This window comes from Nostoc sp. 2RC, assembly GCF_014222165.1.
GTDB lineage: Bacteria > Cyanobacteriota > Cyanobacteriia > Cyanobacteriales > Nostocaceae > Nostoc > Nostoc linckia.
Window position 1 is genome coordinate 1 of sequence record NZ_JACKZU010000141.1, and the last position, 19,347, is coordinate 19,347.

General features: G+C 41.2%; 14 protein-coding genes. 7 read left to right on the plus strand and 7 right to left on the minus strand.

The window, feature by feature from the left end:
- Positions 1-35: 35 nt before the first annotated feature.
- On the minus strand, positions 36-746 hold the full coding sequence (locus tag GNE10_RS17100; protein ID WP_099070746.1) for a heme oxygenase (biliverdin-producing): 711 nt from the start codon (positions 744-746) through the stop codon (positions 36-38).
- Positions 747-1,682: 936 nt separating this feature from the next.
- Positions 1,683-3,755: a tetratricopeptide repeat protein gene (locus GNE10_RS17105; protein ID WP_185566219.1), complete on the minus strand. Its 2,073-nt coding sequence runs from the start codon at positions 3,753-3,755 to the stop codon at positions 1,683-1,685.
- Between the two features lie 414 nt (positions 3,756-4,169).
- Here GNE10_RS17105 and GNE10_RS17110 point away from each other — a divergent pair, with 414 nt between their 5' ends.
- Positions 4,170-5,012, plus strand: a complete 843-nt coding sequence (locus tag GNE10_RS17110) for a hypothetical protein (RefSeq protein ID WP_244918191.1) — start codon at positions 4,170-4,172, stop codon at positions 5,010-5,012.
- Between the two features lie 167 nt (positions 5,013-5,179).
- Here the strand turns inward: GNE10_RS17110 and GNE10_RS17115 are convergent, their stop codons facing one another.
- From GNE10_RS17115 to GNE10_RS17130, 4 genes are all read right to left on the minus strand, one after another.
- Positions 5,180-7,048, minus strand: coding sequence for an aspartate kinase (locus GNE10_RS17115; RefSeq protein ID WP_185566220.1), 1,869 nt, complete (start codon positions 7,046-7,048; stop codon positions 5,180-5,182).
- A 659-nt stretch (positions 7,049-7,707) separates the two neighbouring features.
- Positions 7,708-8,943, minus strand: a complete 1,236-nt coding sequence (locus tag GNE10_RS17120) for a DUF445 domain-containing protein (RefSeq protein ID WP_099070751.1) — start codon at positions 8,941-8,943, stop codon at positions 7,708-7,710.
- A gap of 361 nt (positions 8,944-9,304) precedes the next feature.
- On the minus strand, positions 9,305-10,000 hold the full coding sequence (ubiE, locus tag GNE10_RS17125) for a bifunctional demethylmenaquinone methyltransferase/2-methoxy-6-polyprenyl-1,4-benzoquinol methylase UbiE (RefSeq protein ID WP_185566221.1): 696 nt from the start codon (positions 9,998-10,000) through the stop codon (positions 9,305-9,307).
- A gap of 103 nt (positions 10,001-10,103) precedes the next feature.
- Complete coding sequence (locus GNE10_RS17130; RefSeq protein WP_099070753.1) at positions 10,104-11,060, minus strand: response regulator; 957 nt, start codon at positions 11,058-11,060, stop codon at positions 10,104-10,106.
- A 288-nt stretch (positions 11,061-11,348) separates the two neighbouring features.
- Between GNE10_RS17130 and GNE10_RS17135 the strand changes: the two genes are divergently transcribed.
- From GNE10_RS17135 to uvrA, 6 genes are all read left to right on the plus strand, one after another.
- Complete coding sequence (locus GNE10_RS17135; RefSeq protein ID WP_185566222.1) at positions 11,349-12,437, plus strand: RuBisCO accumulation factor 1; 1,089 nt, start codon at positions 11,349-11,351, stop codon at positions 12,435-12,437.
- A 261-nt stretch (positions 12,438-12,698) separates the two neighbouring features.
- Positions 12,699-13,067, plus strand: a complete 369-nt coding sequence (locus GNE10_RS17140; protein WP_260446914.1) for a hypothetical protein — start codon at positions 12,699-12,701, stop codon at positions 13,065-13,067.
- Between the two features lie 11 nt (positions 13,068-13,078).
- Positions 13,079-13,765, plus strand: a complete 687-nt coding sequence (locus GNE10_RS17145; RefSeq protein WP_260446915.1) for a DUF6745 domain-containing protein — start codon at positions 13,079-13,081, stop codon at positions 13,763-13,765.
- Between the two features lie 511 nt (positions 13,766-14,276).
- A complete protein-coding gene (locus GNE10_RS17150; RefSeq protein WP_185566224.1) occupies positions 14,277-15,047 on the plus strand; it encodes a pentapeptide repeat-containing protein in 771 nt (256 codons plus the stop codon).
- 20 nt (positions 15,048-15,067) lie between these two features.
- Positions 15,068-15,688, plus strand: coding sequence for a TenA family protein (locus GNE10_RS17155; protein ID WP_185566225.1), 621 nt, complete (start codon positions 15,068-15,070; stop codon positions 15,686-15,688).
- Positions 15,689-15,921: 233 nt separating this feature from the next.
- Positions 15,922-18,852 (plus strand): excinuclease ABC subunit UvrA, encoded by a 2,931-nt coding sequence (uvrA, locus tag GNE10_RS17160; protein WP_185566226.1) that lies wholly within the window; start codon positions 15,922-15,924, stop codon positions 18,850-18,852.
- 183 nt (positions 18,853-19,035) lie between these two features.
- Here the strand turns inward: uvrA and GNE10_RS17165 are convergent.
- Positions 19,036-19,347 (minus strand): HNH endonuclease (locus GNE10_RS17165; RefSeq protein ID WP_185566227.1); only part of this gene is annotated, 312 nt, incomplete at its 5' end.

Sequence of the window (19,347 nt, forward strand, 5' to 3'; positions counted from 1 at the left end):
CCTCCCACACTCCCCGCTTGCCCCATGCCCAATAACTAAGCAGTTATTTCCGTACTGCCTGGGTTTTGAGAACGAGTTAGGTTATCAAATACAACTTGGCCCAGGGCTTTAATTAAGCTTGCTTCTAGTTCCTGAGCCATTTTTAAATTTAATCCAAAGGCATTATTGGCTTCTGCCACAATCCGTTCTGCTGTAGCATCATCGATGGGTAGTTCATTTAATACCTGACGATACTTATCCTTAAATGCCTTTTTATCAGGAATTCGCTCAAAATTGTAAAAAGATGTGCCTTCATAGCCAGAAAGCTTGAGGGCTGATTGAGCAATTTTTTGTAGCATTTGACCCCCGGAAAGGTCGCCCATGTAGCGAGTGTAGGCATGACCTAGCAGTAAAGCCGGTTCATTAGCAGAAATTTCCCGAATGCGATGAATGTAAGTCTGGGCAGCAGATGAGGGGCTGACTTGCTTTCTCCAATTATCCCCATAATAGAATACCATGTCTTTTTCTAGGGAAGCTTGGCGATTCAGTTCGGGAAAATAAACCGCACTAATCACAGGATGGTTTGTATGGCTTTCTATGGCGGCTTCTAGTTCGCTGTAGATGTAATACAAGTTGCTGAGGAACTTGGCGAAGCAGTCTCTGTCTACAACTCCTTTGAGAAAACATTTCATAAATCCCACGTTTTCTGCTGAGGTGTGGGCTTGTTGAGTTCCAGAGCGCAGTTTGATGGCGAGATTGCTACTCATTGTTGCTCCCTTGATGTTCAAGTGCAAGGTTTTAACCAGTCATCGTTCAGGATGGCTTGTGTTAACAGAGTTATAAGCAGGACTTACGCAGCGAGATTATTTGTTGAGGTGGGGAATGGGGCATTGGGCATTGGGAATTTTTTCCTGCTATGCGTAAGTCCCAAAAAGATTGTTATTCCAGGTTTAAAATAGGATCTGCATTATTCTATCCAGCAAATACCTGTGCTCATGTAGATCCCAGCTGTTTTTATTTCTCCTAAGATTATTTAACTATTAATATTTGCATAACTATTGAGTTATTAAAATTTATTTATATTTGAGGAATTAAAAGTTTAAATACACGGTTATAGAGACTCGGAAGTAAAAAATATTCTATAGAAGACTGTTGACTGTTGACTGTTGACTGTGAACCTTTAACAGTCAACGACCATGTGCTGTTGTTTATTTTTTGGAGTTCCCTTACTTAGTTTTTAATTAGCGATCGACTGCTGTGTTATTTTCATATCACAATTTTTTTGAGTAATAAAAAATACTAGTATTGGCTATTGCCCGTTGACTTTTGGTTGTAGTCAAGCACGAGTATAGACAATAAAATTTCACAAATTATTTAGATGTTGTTTGAAAAGTTTTTCGCTATGATTTGAGGCACTTCTAGATCCACCTTAACCACCTTTTTCAGGTAAATTTAAGTATAACGGTGTAAATAATTAAAGGTTTGTAGTGAGGACTTTAGTCCTCTAATAAGGACTCAAGTCCTTACTACAAACTAAATACAAAGATTTTTACATTAGTTAACATAGTTTAGTTTTTTGAAGTCGTTCTACTTACAGGCATCTAAAACTTTGGATACTTATAAAATAATTTTTGAAACAACCTCTAAGGTTATTTTATAAATAACCTCTTAACAGTCAACAGTCAACAATTAACAGTCAACTTTTAATACTCCCTACTCCCTTTTTTCTCTCTTCCACTAGATTTTGGACGAGTAATGTTTCCTGTTCCTGATTTGTTTTGTAGAATGGTAATTTCCCTTTGGGTATCTTGATAACTATCTTTTTCGCCTTGCTGTTGAAATAGTTTTGCAGCTTTTCTAAAATCTGCGATCGCTCCTGGTTTATTTTTCTGTTTGGCACGAATCACACCGCGATTATAATAGGCTAAAGCATTGTTAGCATCAATGGCTATGGCTTGTGAATAATCCTGATTTGCAGCTTTTCTATTTCCCAGTTCCAAATAGGCGTTACCACGATTGTTGTAAGCTGCGGCATCATTAGGATCTAGTTTTAGTGCTTCAGTATAATCTTGAATAGCACCTTTATAATCTCCGAAAGAAAAGCGGTGAATGCCCCTATGGATGTAAGCAGGAACAAATTTAGGGTCGAGTTTTATAATAGTGTTATAATCTTCAGTTGCTTCTATTTTGTTGCCTAAATCGCTGTAAATGTCACCACGATTAAGATAAGCTTCTATATATTTAGGATTGATGTTAATGGCATCCGAATAATCTTTTAATGCCGCATATTTTTGCTTATTAATAACTTGAGTTAAACCCCTTTGATAAAAGGCTCTAGCATCGCTAGGATCGATTTTAATGATTTTATCAAAATCTTGCATTGCTGCTTGTCTGAGTTTGAGGCGACGCCGGAGAATACCCCGTTGTAAGTAGGCTTCTCTATACTCAGGTTTAATGGCGATGGCTTTGGTAAAATCTCCCAATGCTCCTTTATTATCTTTAATTTGCACGCGGGCTAATCCTCGGCCATAATAAGCGTATGCATCTTGAGAGTTGAATTTAATCGCTTGGGTGTAGTCAGCGATCGCTTCTTTATATTTGCGTAATTCATACAAAGCAAATCCCCGGTCATAATAGGCATTAGCATCTTGAGGATTCAGCAAAATTGCTTGACTAGAATCGGTTTGTGCTTGCTCGTAGTCTCCTAATCGATAATAAGCATCACCTCGCTTGTTATAAGCTAAAGCATTTTTTGGTTCTAATTTAATCAACTGACTAAAATCTTGAATGGCTCCTTCATAATTGGCTGCATCATATTTATTTAACCCTTCTTGATATAATTTTTGTTGCGGATTATTTTCAGATTTTTGTAACTGCAAAAACCATCCGACAATACCAAGTGTCAGACAGCCAGCTATTCCTGTCATCACTAACAATAATTTTTTGGAATGCCGATTTTGTTGGTTGTCTTCCAGGCTGGTTAATTTTTTTAAATCATCTAAAACTTCAGTTGCATACTGATAGCGTTTTCGATAATCGAACCGCACCATTTTATTAATAATATTTGTTAATTTTCTGTTAATTTTTAAATTTTTATTGTGCCAAATAATTTCTTTTGTGAACCTATACTTCTGATTTCGCAGATGAGATATTTCATTGGTTGATAAACCCAGAAGTGCGGCGATGGCAACTATACCTAAAGCATAGATATCGCTGTTGTATTTCAGGTTGCCATTAACTTGCTCTATGGGTGTATATTCAAGATGATGAGAATTGCTGCTAACTTCATTAATAGAGTTAAAATCAACTAAAACTAACTTTTTATCTGAATCACGGCGAATAATATTTTCTGGTTTAATATCTTGGTGAATCACTCCACGGCTATGCACAACTATCAAAATTTCTAATATCTCTGATAAAAGACTAATTACTTGGTCTTCCCTCAGTGGTTGTCCTGGTAAAATTTCGTCAGTCAAAGGATTGCCGGGAATAAATTCTTGGACTAAATAAAATTCTTCATTTTCTTCAAAATAAGCAACTTGCTTCTGGATTTGGTCGTTTTCTTGTCCGAGTTGCTCTAAAGTTGTTACCTTACTAGCCAACAAACGGTGGAGAATTGTTAAGTTTTGTGTATTGCTTGTAGAAAAATATAGCCGCTTGACTACAAATTTTTTGGCAGGAAGATTCACATCTTCTACTAAATAGGTTTTTGCCTTTTCCCCATCCTTGAGAACTTTTAGTATTCGGTAGCGTCTATCTAGGAAGTGACTATTCATTAATAATCAACTATAGTCTTTTAGTCTGATATTTTATTTGATTATAGTGTACGTGTTATTACTGGTAATTTTAAAATCAAAAAAATTATGAAAATAAAAATAATTGTGGCAAAATCCCATTGATAAGTCCTATTAATTAGTTAATACTGCATATTTCTACTAATATTTTTCTTTTTCCGTAAAATTTTAGTAATTGTATACGGTTATATACTATCAAGCTTAAGTAAGGCGCGTGCATCAAAAGAAACTTGGGGCAAAGGATAAGAATATCAAGAGGTTATTTTGATCCTTACTCTTCAGCAATCACACTCATGACACCTTATCCCCAAATGCGGTAAAAATAGCGGATCGAGTCATACATAATCCGAGTCTAAAAGATTGAAAATCAACAGATTTGGGCAAAACAAAGACAAAGTGGCTACTGTAAAGCGTCAATTACTTGAGGCGCTGAGCCGTCGTGACATAGCTGCTGTTAGTAGGCTGATTGCACATTGGCAAAAAGTTCTGGGAACGGAAAAGTTAACTAATTTGATTGTTAACGAGGTAATGGTGGAATGCGATTCTGACAGCCACCGTTGGTTTTGTCAAATTTTTCTTGGGCAAGGGCAATACGAACAGATGCAAGAAAAAGCCCAAACTAACGTTTTTCAAATTCTTTTAAGTGGAGGTTTAGAACCGGGAAAAGACTTCAGCTTTGGATCTGATGGCAGACTTTTGATGAGCGATCGCGCCAAGGAAATTTTACTGTCCCAAGTACCAGAGCAACGTAAATTTTTGTTTGCAGCACAGTTAGAGCCTTTAGCAAGCGAAGATGGAGTTATTGCTATTGAGCAGCAGTTAGGATGTGCATTTTTTAGTAATTTGACTGAAATTGCCATCCAACACATTCAGACATTAAGCAATTCTCAAGCAGCAGCTTATCTGGGAGTACTAGTGGCTGGCTTAGTATCCCGTCATCCTCAACTTCAGGATGCAGACTTTCCCACACGATTTATACTTAGTACTCTCCAAGGATTGCCGGAAGAACGAGCAATGTTGATTCTTAACGATCCAGAAGAAAATCCCCAATTTGATGAGCTGATCGTTTTTCAACATTTATTAGCAGCAATGGGAGATACAGAACATCAGCGAATTACTGAGGAAGATGGCGGTATCAGCCTTGACCAACTCAAAAAACTTGATTTAGTTTGGCGTGGCGATCGCAAAATTTCTGAAATCATAGCCATGATGGAAAGATGGCATCCCAAAAATAGATAGGGCTTGCACACAAAGCTAACGCAAAGACACGGGAACGCCGGGATGCAAAAAGATTTTTATGTCGTTGACAGCTGACTGTTAACCGTCAACGGTCAACAGTCAACAGTCAACAGTTAACAGTCTTCTGTAGAATATTTTTTTACTTGGAAGTCTCTAACAGCATTGGCTTACACTGGTACAACAAATTTTTCAGTTCCAGCTAGTCCAAAGGCGCTATGAATAGCTTGTAAAGCCTTAACACCTTGGTCTTGTGCCACAACACAGCTAATTTTGATCTCTGAAGTGGCAATCATTTGAATATTTATTTGTTGCTGGGCTAAGGCTTCAAACATTTTAGCGGCAACACCTGGTTGTCCCACCATACCCGTACCGACAATACTTACTTTGGCGATCGCACTATCTAAAACCACTTCACCCCATCCTACCTCTGTTGCTACTTGGGTGAGCAGCTGTTTTGCATTTTCTCCATCTATCCGAGAGACAGTGAAGGCAATATCCCGCCTGGGAATACCTTCAATTACATGACAACGCTGAGATTGGATAATCATATCAACACTGATGTTGTGTTGTGCTAATAATCCAAACAATTTTGCTGCCATTCCTGGTTTGTCTGGTAATTGGCGAATTGCTAAACGCGCTTGGTTTAAGTCTAGGGCGACGCCACGAACCGGAGGAGTAGGAGACGCAAAGATGGGGAGACGCGGTGACACGGAGAAATTATCAAATACTCTCTTTGTGTCCCCACATCCTTGTGTCACCGCGTCATTTTCCTCTGCTTCGATTTCAAATGCTTTACTCAGTGCAGTAACAGCCCGATGGCATTCGGCCGCATCCACTACACAGCTGACTTTCACTTCACTAGTGGAAATCATTTGTATATTTACACCCGCTTCAGCTAAGGTGGCGAACATCTTCGCAGCTACACCAGGACGCCCAATCATACCTGCCCCTGAGATGCTGACTTTAGCGATGTTATTTTCTATCATTACTTCGGCTTCGTCGGATTTGGGGTTGGATGGACTCCTCAGGGCTGGGGCGATGGCTGCTGCTACTGCTTCGGCTCGGTTTAAAATTGGTGTTGTTACTGTAAAGGCAATGTCATTACTATTACCTTCATGAATTGATTGAATAATCAAATCTACATCTACTTTTTGGCGGGCAATTTCCCCAAACAACCTTGCTGCAACTCCTGGCTTATCGGGGACGCGCAATAAAGCCACCTTTGCTTGGTCAGTATCAAATTCTACAGCATCCACTGGACGAGCAATTTCTAGATTGATGAGCGATCGCCCTTTGGATTTGGTAGAGATAACCCAAGTACCTGGATCGTCCGTCCAGCTAGATCTCACTACTAAGGGAACGCCATAGTTACGAGCAATTTCCACAGCACGGGGATGCAATACTTTTGCTCCCAAACTAGCTAGTTCTAGCATTTCATTGCAGGTGATGGTATCCATCAACTGAGCTTCGGGAACTAAGCGCGGGTCTGTAGTTAAAATCCCTGGGACATCTGTATAAATTTCACAAAAATTTGCCTGTAATGCTGCTGCCAAAGCTACCGCTGAAGTGTCCGAACCACCACGCCCCAGAGTTGTGATTTCCATTTCTTGAGTGCTGGATATGCCTTGAAAGCCAGCTACGACAACCACTTTTCCAGCATTAATGTGGCGATTTAAGCGGCTAGTTTCAATATGTAAAATCCGAGCGCGGCTATGTTCTGCTTCAGTCACAATTCCTACCTGAGCGCCAGTCATAGAAATTGCTGGTTGTCCGAGTTCCTGCAACGCCATACTCAGTAAAGCAATGGTGACTTGTTCGCCAGTGGAAAGCAGCATATCCATTTCCCGGCGGTTAGGATTTGGCGAAATTTCATTAGCTAGTTTGACGAGTCCATCAGTGGTTTTCCCCATTGCCGAAACCACCACAACCAGAGAGTTTCCAGCTTTGACAGTTTGATAAACGCGCTGTGCAACAGCCTGAATGCGTTCCACTGAACCGACAGATGTACCACCATATTTTTGAACTATGAGCGCCATAACTTTTAGCCAATCAATTGTGTCTGTTTTCCTCAATGCCTCCGCCAGGTAGGAAGCTTTGAAAGTAATATGATAAGCTGCCCTTGCATCTAAAGCCGCACATATTTTGGTGTTGGTTGTTGACTGTTAACCGTCGGGGGTCAAACAACTTTACGAGTAACTGTGCAATTTTAAAGCGCAATCGCTTATTTACTTTACTAAGTTATCAGAATCAATTGACACAAAAAATCTGAAATGGATATTTTGTCAGAAATTTTTGAGATACATGCCTGATTTTCTCAATCAGCATCTTTCATCCCATACCTTCTATAGATGGAATAGACCTCTTGCACAAGAGTGCTTTTTGTACTCTTGTGGGGAAAGGGAAAAGGTTAAAGGTTAAAGGGGAAAGGGGAAAGGTTAAAGGGGAAAGGGAAAAGGTTAAAGGGAAAATAGCAAACTCTTCTCCTTTTCCGACTTTTGCACTCTTACTCCATGAGCTACGCTCACAAGGAACAATAAAAATCAATATTCTCATGCCCAATGCCCAATGCCCAATGCCCAATGCCCTATTTTTAAGGCAGAAGTCTAATGAAAGACGCCCTAAGACCTTGCCTGTTCGCAGTCAACAGTCAACGGTCAACGACCTCTATTTCTTCTTCGACACAGCTAATCAAAAATTAAAATTGACTAAATAACAAAAATCCTGTCTGAAATAGCCCGACAATGAAACCTAAAACACCACCTAAAGTTACAATTGCCTGCAATTCATTTTTCACAATTCCTTCGATGGCAGCTTCTAAATCAGCAGGTGAAGTTGATTTTACACGGTCAACTATTACTTGATCTATGGATAAAATTGGAATTACTTGCGCCACAAGGGCCTCTAAATCTTTTTCCAAATACTTTTCTAAAATGACAGCTAATTCTTGACTCATTACTTCTAAAGAAGTACCGACAACAGGTGAACTACTCAAGCGATTCAATAGCACCACAGCAATATTTTCCCAATTAACAGAATCAGTTAACCCTTGTAGGAAATCACTGCCACTGGTTTGCAAGTAATGACGCACACTTTCCCGTGTGGTCTTTCGTAGTTGGCGCACTGTTCCTATGGGTAAGTTTTGTAATGATAAATTTTGCAGTAATTTGCGAATGCGATCGCGCATTTGTAAATCTTGAGTTAATTCCTGCAAACGAGTATTGGTAGCTTCTTTTTCATCTAAGCAAAAAGTCCTGAGTCGCGTTAGAGTATTACGTAAACCAAACAAATTTGCTACTACCCAGTAAGTACCACTGGTTTTTTCCCGAAAGCCTTCATCAATAATTTGAATTGTGCGATCGGTTAAAAAATCAACTATGGCTTGGCGCAATATATCTGGTGGCAAAACTACCTGTAATAACCAATCCGCAAGCCTCGTGGCTTGTTCTTCAGTTAATTGAAATTCCAGCAAAATCTGGTCAAAAATTTGATTAATCTGCGCTTCTAAAAAGTCTTCTCGCCGTGATAAAACCTTTAGTAATCTTGGCAAGGACTCTCCTAGTAAATCCCGCAAAATTCCGGCTACAATTTTAGCGCTTTTCTGGTTTTTATCTGTTTTGACTTGTTCGATGGCCAGCCGCAATAACCAAAGAATCGCTCCTTGTACGCGTTCTCTTTGTAACAGACGCCGTGCCAGATTTTGTAATTCCTCTGGCGTTAATAGCGACCCCATGATTGTATTAGAAATATTCTGAGCCAGACGTTCCTGGTTGCGGGGAATTAATCCAGGTGTGAAAGGTACTCTTCGTCCCGCAATATAAATTGCTCGGTAGGGACGGAACAACATTTTGATGGCTACATCATTTGTGAAATAGCCAATAATTCCACCCAGTACAGGGGGAGAAACATAAAGCCAAAGATGAGACCAGTCCACAGGATTTTGATTTGGAATTTGGGAGTGAGGAGTTAGGAGTTAAGAGTTAGGAATGATCGATTCTCATTGAGAACCGATCGCTACTCATAATTTATAAGGGACTTACAAGTAAAAAAATATTCACGCATAAGACTGTTAATTGTTGATTGTTGACCGTTGACCGTTAACAGTCAGCAGTCAAGGCTGAGCGGAGTCGAAGCCTTGACCCTGAGCGAAGTCGTACCACTACGTGGAAGCAAGCTACGCGTAGCGGCGACCATAGGAGAAGGGTCAACACTGAACAGTCAACTACCCCAAGGGGAATAATTTATTTTTTGGAGTTCCCTAACCTTATAATTCATAACTTTCAATTCCTAACTCTTCACTCATTTTTCTTGACTACTAGCACTCCCATCATACCGTTGGCAATGGGGTAGTGTGTGGCAGTTCCAAAACCAACTTCATAAGCTAACTCCACTTGCTTTTTACCGATGGGAAAGCGGTCTAAGCTGGGACTGATGTAAGCGTATTCTTCCTTTAAGCCCAAATTATCCGCAATCGGCACCACAAAATTGTCCAGATACCATTGCTGAAAACCCCGTAGTTGCAGATTACTCGGTCGATGAAAGTCTAAAATCGCAGCTTTAGCACCAGGCTTCAAAACACGGTATAACTCTTGCAGACTGCGGGAAATATCTTTAACATTTCTTAAACCATAGCCCATTGTTGCAGCGTCAAATTGGTTATCGTCAAAGGGCAAATTTAGTACATCAGCTTCCACCCAAGCGATAACAGGTTGGGGGTACTGTTTTTTTGAGCGTTCTTGAGCAGTTTCCAGCAGGTTTGGAGAAAAGTCCACTCCATACACTTGTCCAGTTGTTCCTACACGCCGTGCCAAACGTAAAGCTAAATCACCGCTACCGCAACACAAATCTAGTGCAGTATCACCGGATTTAGCCGCACTCCATTTCACTGCCATTTCTTTCCAGATTCGGTGTTGTCCCAGGCTCAACCAATCGTTCAACTGGTCATAAACTGGAGCAATGCGGTTGAAAATGGACTGAATTTCGTTAGTCATTGGGTATGGGGCATTGGGCATGGGGCATGGGGCATTGGGCATGGGGCATTGGGCATTGGAGATTAGTTTTCACAAATGACTAATGACTAATGACTAATGACAACTACACAATGCTTTGATGGCAGCGACTACTGGTCAGAGCGATCGCCACCAGTTGTGTTGATAAATCAATCAGCTTTAATTCATCTTCTCGCAAAATGCACGGTTGTTTCCACTGTAGTGATAATACGCCCAAAAGTTCATTTCGGTAAATAATGGGCATCACTAAATGCGCTTGCACACCTGAGTTTTGGTAGTGAACAGCATCATTTAATTTGCTATCTTTGGCTATATTCAAGGAAAGTTGTATTTTTCCTGTGGCGATCGCTTCTTGGGTAAGCGGGTCTTGGGAAAGCCAATTTTCTACTGTACCTGTATCGCTGTAATTTCCTTGAGTAGCAGCCAGATTATTTCCATCTATAAGTTGTATAATACAGCCCTGAGTGCCAAAAGTTTCACAAAAAGCCCTAGCAATTGGGCTAAGAGTTTCTTCTAAGCTAGAAGCTGCTTGAGTCAGTTGCACTAAAACACTCAGCAACGCCATTTGAGCGTGGGCGCGGCGTAACTCTTCTGTGCGCTGCTTAAGCAAGTCGTAGGTTTCTGCTGCCCTTTGCACCACTGCCTTGAGTTCCCCTGGATCCCAAGGTTTGGTAATATATTTGTAGACTTGTCCGGCATTAATCGCTTCCACCAAGTCTTCAATATCAGTAAATCCCGTGAGAATTATCCTGACTGTATCAGGAAACTGAGGCACCGTCTTACTGAGAAACTCAGTTCCTTTCATTTCTGGCATTCGTTGATCGGAGATAATCACAGCAACCTCTCCTTCTGCTGCCAAAACTTGTAGGGCATTCACCCCACTATCAGCTTTCAAAACATTAAAATCTCGTCGAAAAGTGCGATAAAGTAAATCGAGATTATCTGGTTCGTCATCAACCACCAGAATTTTCAGCTTTTTTGGTCGTTCCAGAGTCATCACTTGATATTGGATTTTATCAATTTCGAGGTTAGGATTATCCATAAGATATTTCCTTTAAATATTTCATTATCTTGTTATATTCCATACCAAGCTTAATTGAGAACAAATTCAATTTTTTAAGAACTATTACCGATAAAAATGCTATCTCTGACACATTTAATTACTAAGCACGGAAAAATTGTTGAGGAATTAGATAAACGGGGAGTGGGGACTGATGAATGATGACTGCCCTGTTCCTCATCTTCCTACTCTGTGCAGCTCATAGATTAGAATAAAACTTGCTCATGAGGTATTAATCAACCTCTCAAGTTGAAGCTCACACACCGATTTATGACAGATCTACCACCCAACACTCAAGATTCCGAAAATACTATCAACAATGATGTAGCACAAGAGTTACTACGAAAGTTGAGGCAAAAGCAAGGTAACTGGGTGGAATGGGGAACGGCCATTGCCTCGTTGCAGAAAACTGGCTACAATCCCCAAGAAATTTTTGAAGCCACTGGATTTGAGCCAATTCAACAAAATCAGGTGATTGTTGGTTCTCAAGTTTACAATTCTTTAGAAAAATTTGGAGTTTCTGAAGCCACGCGATCGCACTACAGTACACGTGGTAGTGATATTTTATATGAATTACGTTTGCTCACCCAAGAAGAACGCGCTGCCGCAGCTGAGTTGATTTTCGTACACAAACTTGATGCTGATGAAGCGCGGGAAGTAGCCAAGTCAATTAAAGAATTTTCTTATTTGCGTACATTGCCAGAAGGATTTTCTAACCATCCTGGGGATGCGGTTGCTTACCAAACTTGGAAACTAGCACGGCAAAACTCAGATTTACAGGAGCGATCGCGCTTAATAGCCAAAGGATTGCGTTTTGCTCACACACCAACAGCCAGAAAACAAATCGAACAATTGCTGACTGATTTTACCACCGTTCCCAAGCGTCCGGCTCCAATTTTACCTTTTTACCGCTTGGAATCTGAAGAACAATTGCCTAGAATGGTTCCAGTGGTGGGCGAGTTGCCATTATCAGGAAAAGATTTACAGGCTGTGCCCGTAATTACCGAAATTGAACCATTTCGTATGGTTAAATTTGCTGGGGAACAAGCTTGGGTACCCTTACCGGGTTGGCAAGTACTGTTAGCCGCAGAAGATCCAGTAGCGATTTTAGCTTCTAGCGATCGCTTTTCTAACCAACCCCAAACTCGAATAGAACCACTACTAGTAGTAGTAGATCGTGCCCAACGACAATGGGATGCTTCCAACTATTTTGTCATTGAAAATGCTGGTGAATTAGATTTTCAATGGTTTGAAACCGAGCCAGAAATTCCTCTATTAGGAAGAATTATTATTATTGTGCGTCCTAAGAAAATTTTGGATGAAGAAATAATCAAAGATTCATGGCAGATTGACGAATAAATTTAAGGGCATAGGGCAGAGGGCTAGGGGGAGACAAGGGGTGAGCGAAAAAAGGTGTGGGGAGTGTGGGAAGTGTGGAGGGTAATTTTTTGGATACTTAGCTAGAAATCCCACACAAAATTTCGTTCACCTGGAGACAAGGAAGAGGGGGGAGACAAGGAGAGAAGTCTGAGCGGAGGTTTCCTCCGATCAGAACTTCGGAGAGAAAGATTGCTACCTTGTCCCCCTTGTCCTCTTTCCATACCCAATGCCCAATGCCCTATGCCCAATACCTTGTATAATAAAGATATATCAAATAACCGTAATCACACTCAAATTAATCAAGCTGGTATGCTCTACAGACATGGCGACGTTCTACTCAGAAAAATTGCTAGCTTACCAGTGGGGGCTGAAAAACGTGTAGGTGCAACTTTGGCTCATGGGGAACTAACGGGACACAGCCATCGGATTCAGCAATCCTATGCTGTTCAGTTGTGGGTGAATGGTAGCGAGCTTTTTCTTGAGGTTAAAGAACCCACTGCTACTTTAGTTCATGAAGAACATCGGGCTATAGAATTACCGCAAGGACTTTACCGAGTTTGGAGACAACGTGAATACCGCCCTGAAGCTTATGTAGAGGTTGCAGATTAATGCTGAAGATTATGTCAAATGGGCGCGTGCCAAATAGACCAGTTAAGCAGCGTCCACAGCAAAGCCACGAACCTATAACGGCTGAACATGCAAGAAAGCTGATACTTGAGCATCGGGCATGGGATGGGATGCGGGTTTTAGGCCATCTGGATTTAAGCGGTGCTTTGGAACTTTACAATTTACCTGAAAACCTCACCTGTGAAAGCCTGGATATCAGCGATTGTGTGAAGCTGACAACCCTGGCCAAAGGTTTGCACGTCACCCACTGGATTGAGTTAGCTGGGAGTGGGATTACTAGTTTACCTGAAGGGCATGGTTTTGTTTTGTGTTGGCGGGGCGTGCAGGTGAATGATGCCATTGCCTTTGCATCGGACTCCATAACCGGGCAAGATATCCTCAATACTGATAACGTTGAGTTACGCCGCATACTCATTGAGCGCCTGGGCTACGAGAGATTTTTGCAACAAGTGGGAGGCTTAGTCCGTCATCGGGATAGAGATGCAGGTGGAGAACGTCAACTAATCTGCATTCCTTTTGAGGATGACGAGCCTTTTATGGTGTTGAAAGTCAGCTGTCCATCTACAGGACATACTCATATCCTACGCGTTCCCCCATATATGCAAACATGCCATCAAGCTGCTGCTTGGATTGCAGGCTTTGATAATCCAGATGATTATAATCCGGCGATAGAGGCATAATATACTTCTTGCATAAGTCGGGAAAAGGGTAAGGGGAAAGGGGGAAAGGTTTTATGTTTTCCCTTTCCCCTTTTTCCATTTCTTGCAAACAGCACTTTTGCTCTCTTACTCCATGAGCGGCGCTCACAAGGAACAATTAAAATACCTCTTCCCTGTTCCCCGTTCCCTATTTTTAAGGCAGGTCTAATGTTCTCCATTCCTTCTGATATCCAGTTGGGTCATATCAGGTTCGGTTAAAGAACCATAGTTATACCAATTTGAAAAAAGAATGCGACACATAGACAAGACCCCTCTCCAACCCTCCCCGATGCTTTGGGGAGGGTGCCGTCAGGCGGGTGGGGTATCTGTCGCAAACATTTTTTGAATCGGTATAAGTATTTAGCTAAACCTGATATGAAAAGCGATATGGGCAACTACAGAGGTCAAAATCTTAGGATTGCTCTTATCATAGGCTGGGGTATAAATCTACCCCGGTTAATATTGAGTCTTGAGTAAGAAATGTTACGCAAATATGAAAAACCAAATTATCGCCACAGCTGTATTTATAACCACCTTTAGCCTGACAACAACCGTACAAGCCGCGAATTCTGAACACGTTCAACAGTTATTGGCAACCAAACAATGTCAAAACTGCGATTTAACTCATGCAGGTTTAGTGATGGCTGATTTATCTGGAGCGAATTTGAGCGGTGCTAATCTTGCAGGTGCGAACCTGAGCCGTGCAAATTTGAGCGGTGCTGATTTGCGGGGGGCAAACTTGAGTGGTGCTAGTTTATATGGTGCTAACCTAACCGAGACTAGATTTAGCGGTGCCAATTTAGCCGCTGCTGATTTGAGAAATAGCTATTTAACAAACGCAGAATTAAATGGTGCTTACCTGAATAGTACTAACTTCCAAGGTGCAATAGGGATACCATCACAAATTGCGTCACCAGAGGATTTTTATGCCTTGGGTGTAGCACAAGGAGAAAAAGGCAACCACCAGCAAGCAATTAGTTATTTTAGTCAAGCGATCGCCATTAAACCAGACTATGCCGGTGCTTATCTAGCTCGTGGTATCGCCCGCTACCAATTATTAGATAGACAAGGTGCCTTCGTAGATGCCCAAGTTGCTGATAAATTGTTTACATCCCAAAATAACAGTTCTGGAATGCAAACAGCCCAGGCTTTTATGAAAGAACTCCAAACACCCTATACTGAAAAAGTAAGCTCCGGTAGTCCCAGTTTTGTTGACTTTTTCGGCAGTCTTGGTTCTATATTGCTTCAATTTTTGCCTTTTTGATGACTGTTGACTAATGACCAATGACTTTATCCAATGAATTATGGAATAAAAATCAAGATTTAGCCCAAGCTTGTTTGGAGCATCCTTTTGTTCAGGGCATTGGTGATGGGACTCTGGAACGAGGGAAATTTGCTTATTATGTAGGACAAGATGCTTTTTTCTTAGAAGCTTTCGCCCGTGCCTATAGTATTGCCGCAGCGAAAGCACCAAATTGGGCGGGTTTTATGACATTTCATAACTTAGCTGGAGGTGTATTAACAGAACTGCAATTGCACAGTGGCTATGCTTCCCAGTGGGGAGTTAATTTGCATTCTGTGGAACCTGGAACCGCTACCCGTCGCTACACTGATTTTTTGCTAGCAACTGCTTGGAGTGCAGATGTTGGTATAACTGCTGCGGCCATGTCTCCTTGTATGCGTTTGTATGCTTTTTTGGGAGAACAGTTAGCTAGTAATGGCATCCCGAATCATCAATATGCTGACTGGATTCGGACTTACAGCAGCGCGGATTTTCTGCCATTGGCACAGCAGTTAGAAAGTTTAGTTGAAAATCATGCCACAGATAATGCTGTTGTGCATTCAACTTACCGTTATGCAATGCTGTGTGAGTATGACTTTTTTCAGGCTGCATGGAGTTTGTAGGAATTTGGCAGAGAAAGGGGAGATGGGGGAGATGGTAACGCCAAAGGGGAAAGGGGAAAGGGGAAAGGAAAGATCCCTCCTTTTCCCTTTTCCCTTTTCCCTACCCGAAGGGTTTTGCCCAATGCCCTATACCGAATAAGTATTCAAAACAGTACTATTGTTCTACTGTAAACTAATTAAAGATAGTATTATTAAGGACTGTTTCACAAGAAACTCCTTTTTTGCCGCCCAGTATGTCAGAACCACAGCTCACAGCTTCCCCGAAGTTCGTTTCAGAGCAAGCTAATGCCCAGGCTTCTCTATTAAACGGACATCTTCCCTCGCCCAATAGCCAGAATACGATTCGGATTCGGGGTGCTAGACAGCATAATCTGAAAAATATAGACTTGGAATTGCCACGCGATCGCTTAATTGTTTTCACTGGTGTTTCTGGTTCTGGTAAGTCTTCTTTGGCGTTTGATACGATTTTCGCTGAAGGACAACGCCGCTATGTGGAATCCCTTAGTGCCTATGCACGGCAATTTTTAGGACAATTAGATAAGCCGGATGTAGAAGCCATTGAAGGCTTGAGTCCAGCAATTTCCATTGACCAAAAGTCAACTTCTCATAACCCCCGTTCCACTGTGGGTACGGTGACTGAGATTTATGACTATTTGCGGCTGTTGTTTGGTCGCGCTGGTGAACCCCATTGTCCGATTTGCCATCGCTGTATTGCACCCCAAACAATTGATGAAATGTGCGATCGCATTCTGGAATTACCAGACCGCACTCGTTTCCAAATTCTTGCACCCGTTGTTCGGGGTAAAAAAGGCACACACCGTAAGCTTTTGTCAAGTCTGGCATCCCAAGGTTTTGTCCGCGTGCGTGTCGATGGCGAGGTGCGGGAATTATCAGATTCCATTGAATTGGATAAAAATTTAACACACACCATCGAAGTAGTAATTGACCGCTTGGTAAAAAAAGATGGAATTCAAGAGCGTTTAGTTGATTCTTTATCTACGTGCTTAAAACAGTCTGGTGGCATTGCAACCATCGTTGTCAGCAGCAACGAAGGGGAGACAACAACTGACGAAGAATTAGTATTTTCCGAAAATTTTGCTTGTCCAGAACATGGCGCGGTGATGGAGGAATTATCACCGCGATTGTTCTCGTTTAATTCGCCTTATGGTGCTTGTCCTAACTGTCATGGAATCGGGACTTTGAGGAGATTTGCGCCCGATTTGATTGTACCCGACCCGGAAGCGCCAGTTTATGCAGCGATCGCTCCTTGGTCAGAAAAAGATAATTCCTATTATTTGGAATTGCTTTATAGTGTAGGGCAAGCTTACGGATTTGAATTACAAACAAATTGGAACAAGCTAACAGCAGAACAGCAGCAGACTCTTTTGTATGGCGAAAAAGAAGAAAAAACAAAAACAGATAAAAAACAAACTTTTAAAGGTATTGTTCCAATTTTACAACGACAATATGAGGGTGGTTCGGAGTTAATTAAGCAAAAATTAGAGCAGTATTTAATTGACCAGCCCTGTGAAGTTTGTCATGGTAAAAGATTAAAACCGGAAGCTTTAGCGGTGAAGTTGGGGCAATATGGAATTTTGGATTTAACTAGCGTCTCAATTCGAGATTGTCGCCAAAGAGTCGAACAATTAAAATTGAGCGATCGGCAATTGCAAATTGCTGATTTAGTCCTCAGAGAAATTAAAGCCAGATTGCAATTTTTGTTAGATGTTGGTTTAGATTACCTCACCCTTGACCGTCCAGCAATGACCCTTTCTGGTGGCGAAGCCCAACGCATTCGTTTAGCAACACAAATCGGTTCTGGTTTAACAGGAGTTCTCTACGTTTTAGACGAACCAAGTATTGGTTTGCATCAACGCGATAATGGCAGATTGCTAAAAACTTTAACTAAGTTGCGCGATTTAGGTAATACTTTAATTGTCGTGGAACACGATGAAGAAACAATTCGTGCAGCCAACTATATAGTTGATATTGGCCCTGGCGCAGGAATTCACGGCGGAAATATTATCGCCCAAGGTGATTTAGAAGCATTATTAACAGCAGAAGATTCCTTAACTGGTGCTTATTTATCAGGCAGGCGAGTAATTAATACACCACCAGAACGCCGGGAAGGAAATGGACGCAGTTTAATCATTAAAAATGCCCATCGCAACAACTTAAGAAATATCGATGTAGAAATTCCATTGGGTAAACTTGTTGCGGTTACTGGCGTGTCTGGTTCTGGCAAATCTACCCTAGTCAACGAATTACTTTATCCATCATTACAACATCATTTAACTAAGAAAGTTCCCTTACCCAAAGACTTAGATAAAATTCAGGGATTAAGTTCAATTGATAAAGCGATTGTCATAGATCAATCGCCCATTGGACGCACACCACGTTCTAATCCTGCAACTTACACAGGAATTTTTGATGCCATTCGTGATGTATTTTCGCAAACAATAGAAGCCAAAGCTAGGGGTTACAAACCAGGACAATTTTCCTTCAACGTCAAAGGCGGACGTTGCGAAGCTTGTAGCGGACAGGGTGTAAATGTAATTGAAATGAACTTTCTCCCTGATGTTTACGTGCAATGCGAAATTTGTAAAGGTGCAAGATACAACCGCGAAACATTGCAGGTGAAGTATAAAGACAAATCTATTTCCGATGTTCTCAACATGACTGTTGAGGAAAGTTTAGATTTTTTCCAAAATATTCCTAAAGCTTTCGCCCGTTTGCAAACTTTATTTGATGTCGGCTTGGGTTATATTCAATTGGGACAACCTGCGACTACTTTATCAGGTGGGGAAGCGCAGCGGGTAAAATTAGCCACAGAATTATCTCGCCGCGCCACAGGTAAGACACTTTATTTAATCGATGAACCAACAACAGGGTTATCTTTTTATGATGTCCACAAATTATTAGATGTTTTGCAAAGATTGGTGGATAAAGGCAATTCAATTTTAGTCATTGAACATAATTTAGATGTGATTCGTTGTGCAGATTGGGTGATAGATTTGGGGCCAGAAGGCGGCGATAAAGGCGGAGAATTAATTGCTGTGGGAACACCGGAGGAAGTTGCAGCAAATCCCAAGTCTTATACTGGGCAATATTTACAACAGGTATTGCAGCAGTATCCAGCGGTGAAAAAGAGTAGCATCTCTTGATAGTGATTTGGACTTACGCAATAACTCTGTGAAACTATTATTCCTTTGTGCCCTTTGCATCCTTCGCTGTAGCCTGCGGCAAGCTGCTCCGCGTCTACGTTTTTCCGTTACCTGTGCGTAAGTCCTAGTGATGTATCCCACTAGCACACTACTGTATCTAAATTATATACTTAGCCAAAATTTCTAATTTTTGTATGTTGTATTACAGTATAGATGAGTCAATTGTGCGTTGTCTAAAGTACCCAAGCCACCATCAGCTTTTCTCTTAATGTGATCTATTGAGTTAAGACGAGTAGGAAGATAGCCTCCGCATATTTTACATCGTGGACAACCAGGTAAAGCATCTCTGATAAAAGCTGCTGCTTTTGTCTCTCTTGAAAATTCTTTACTTTGAGTTTCACTTGCATTATTTTTGGTTTTAGTTTTTAAAGAGCCAAAACCTTTTTCGATGATGATCTCCTTAATGATATTTTTCTTATCTATTCCTTGTAATAA

Bases quoted from the DNA above. Each gene is read 5' to 3' on its own strand.
- GNE10_RS17145 (WP_260446915.1), top strand. From the start codon at position 13,079: ATGTCAAATGGGCGCGTGCCAAATAGACCAGTTAAGCAGCGTCCACAG.
- GNE10_RS17150 (WP_185566224.1), top strand. From the start codon at position 14,277: ATGAAAAACCAAATTATCGCCACAGCTGTATTTATAACCACCTTTAGC.
- uvrA (WP_185566226.1), top strand. From the start codon at position 15,922: ATGTCAGAACCACAGCTCACAGCTTCCCCGAAGTTCGTTTCAGAGCAA.
- GNE10_RS17155 (WP_185566225.1), top strand. From the start codon at position 15,068: ATGACTTTATCCAATGAATTATGGAATAAAAATCAAGATTTAGCCCAA.
- GNE10_RS17135 (WP_185566222.1), top strand. From the start codon at position 11,349: ATGACAGATCTACCACCCAACACTCAAGATTCCGAAAATACTATCAAC.
- GNE10_RS17130 (WP_099070753.1), bottom strand. From the start codon at position 11,060: ATGGATAATCCTAACCTCGAAATTGATAAAATCCAATATCAAGTGATG.
- GNE10_RS17105 (WP_185566219.1), bottom strand. From the start codon at position 3,755: ATGAATAGTCACTTCCTAGATAGACGCTACCGAATACTAAAAGTTCTC.
- ubiE (WP_185566221.1), bottom strand. From the start codon at position 10,000: ATGACTAACGAAATTCAGTCCATTTTCAACCGCATTGCTCCAGTTTAT.
- GNE10_RS17115 (WP_185566220.1), bottom strand. From the start codon at position 7,048: ATGGCGCTCATAGTTCAAAAATATGGTGGTACATCTGTCGGTTCAGTG.
- GNE10_RS17100 (WP_099070746.1), bottom strand. From the start codon at position 746: ATGAGTAGCAATCTCGCCATCAAACTGCGCTCTGGAACTCAACAAGCC.
- GNE10_RS17140 (WP_260446914.1), top strand. From the start codon at position 12,699: ATGCCCAATACCTTGTATAATAAAGATATATCAAATAACCGTAATCAC.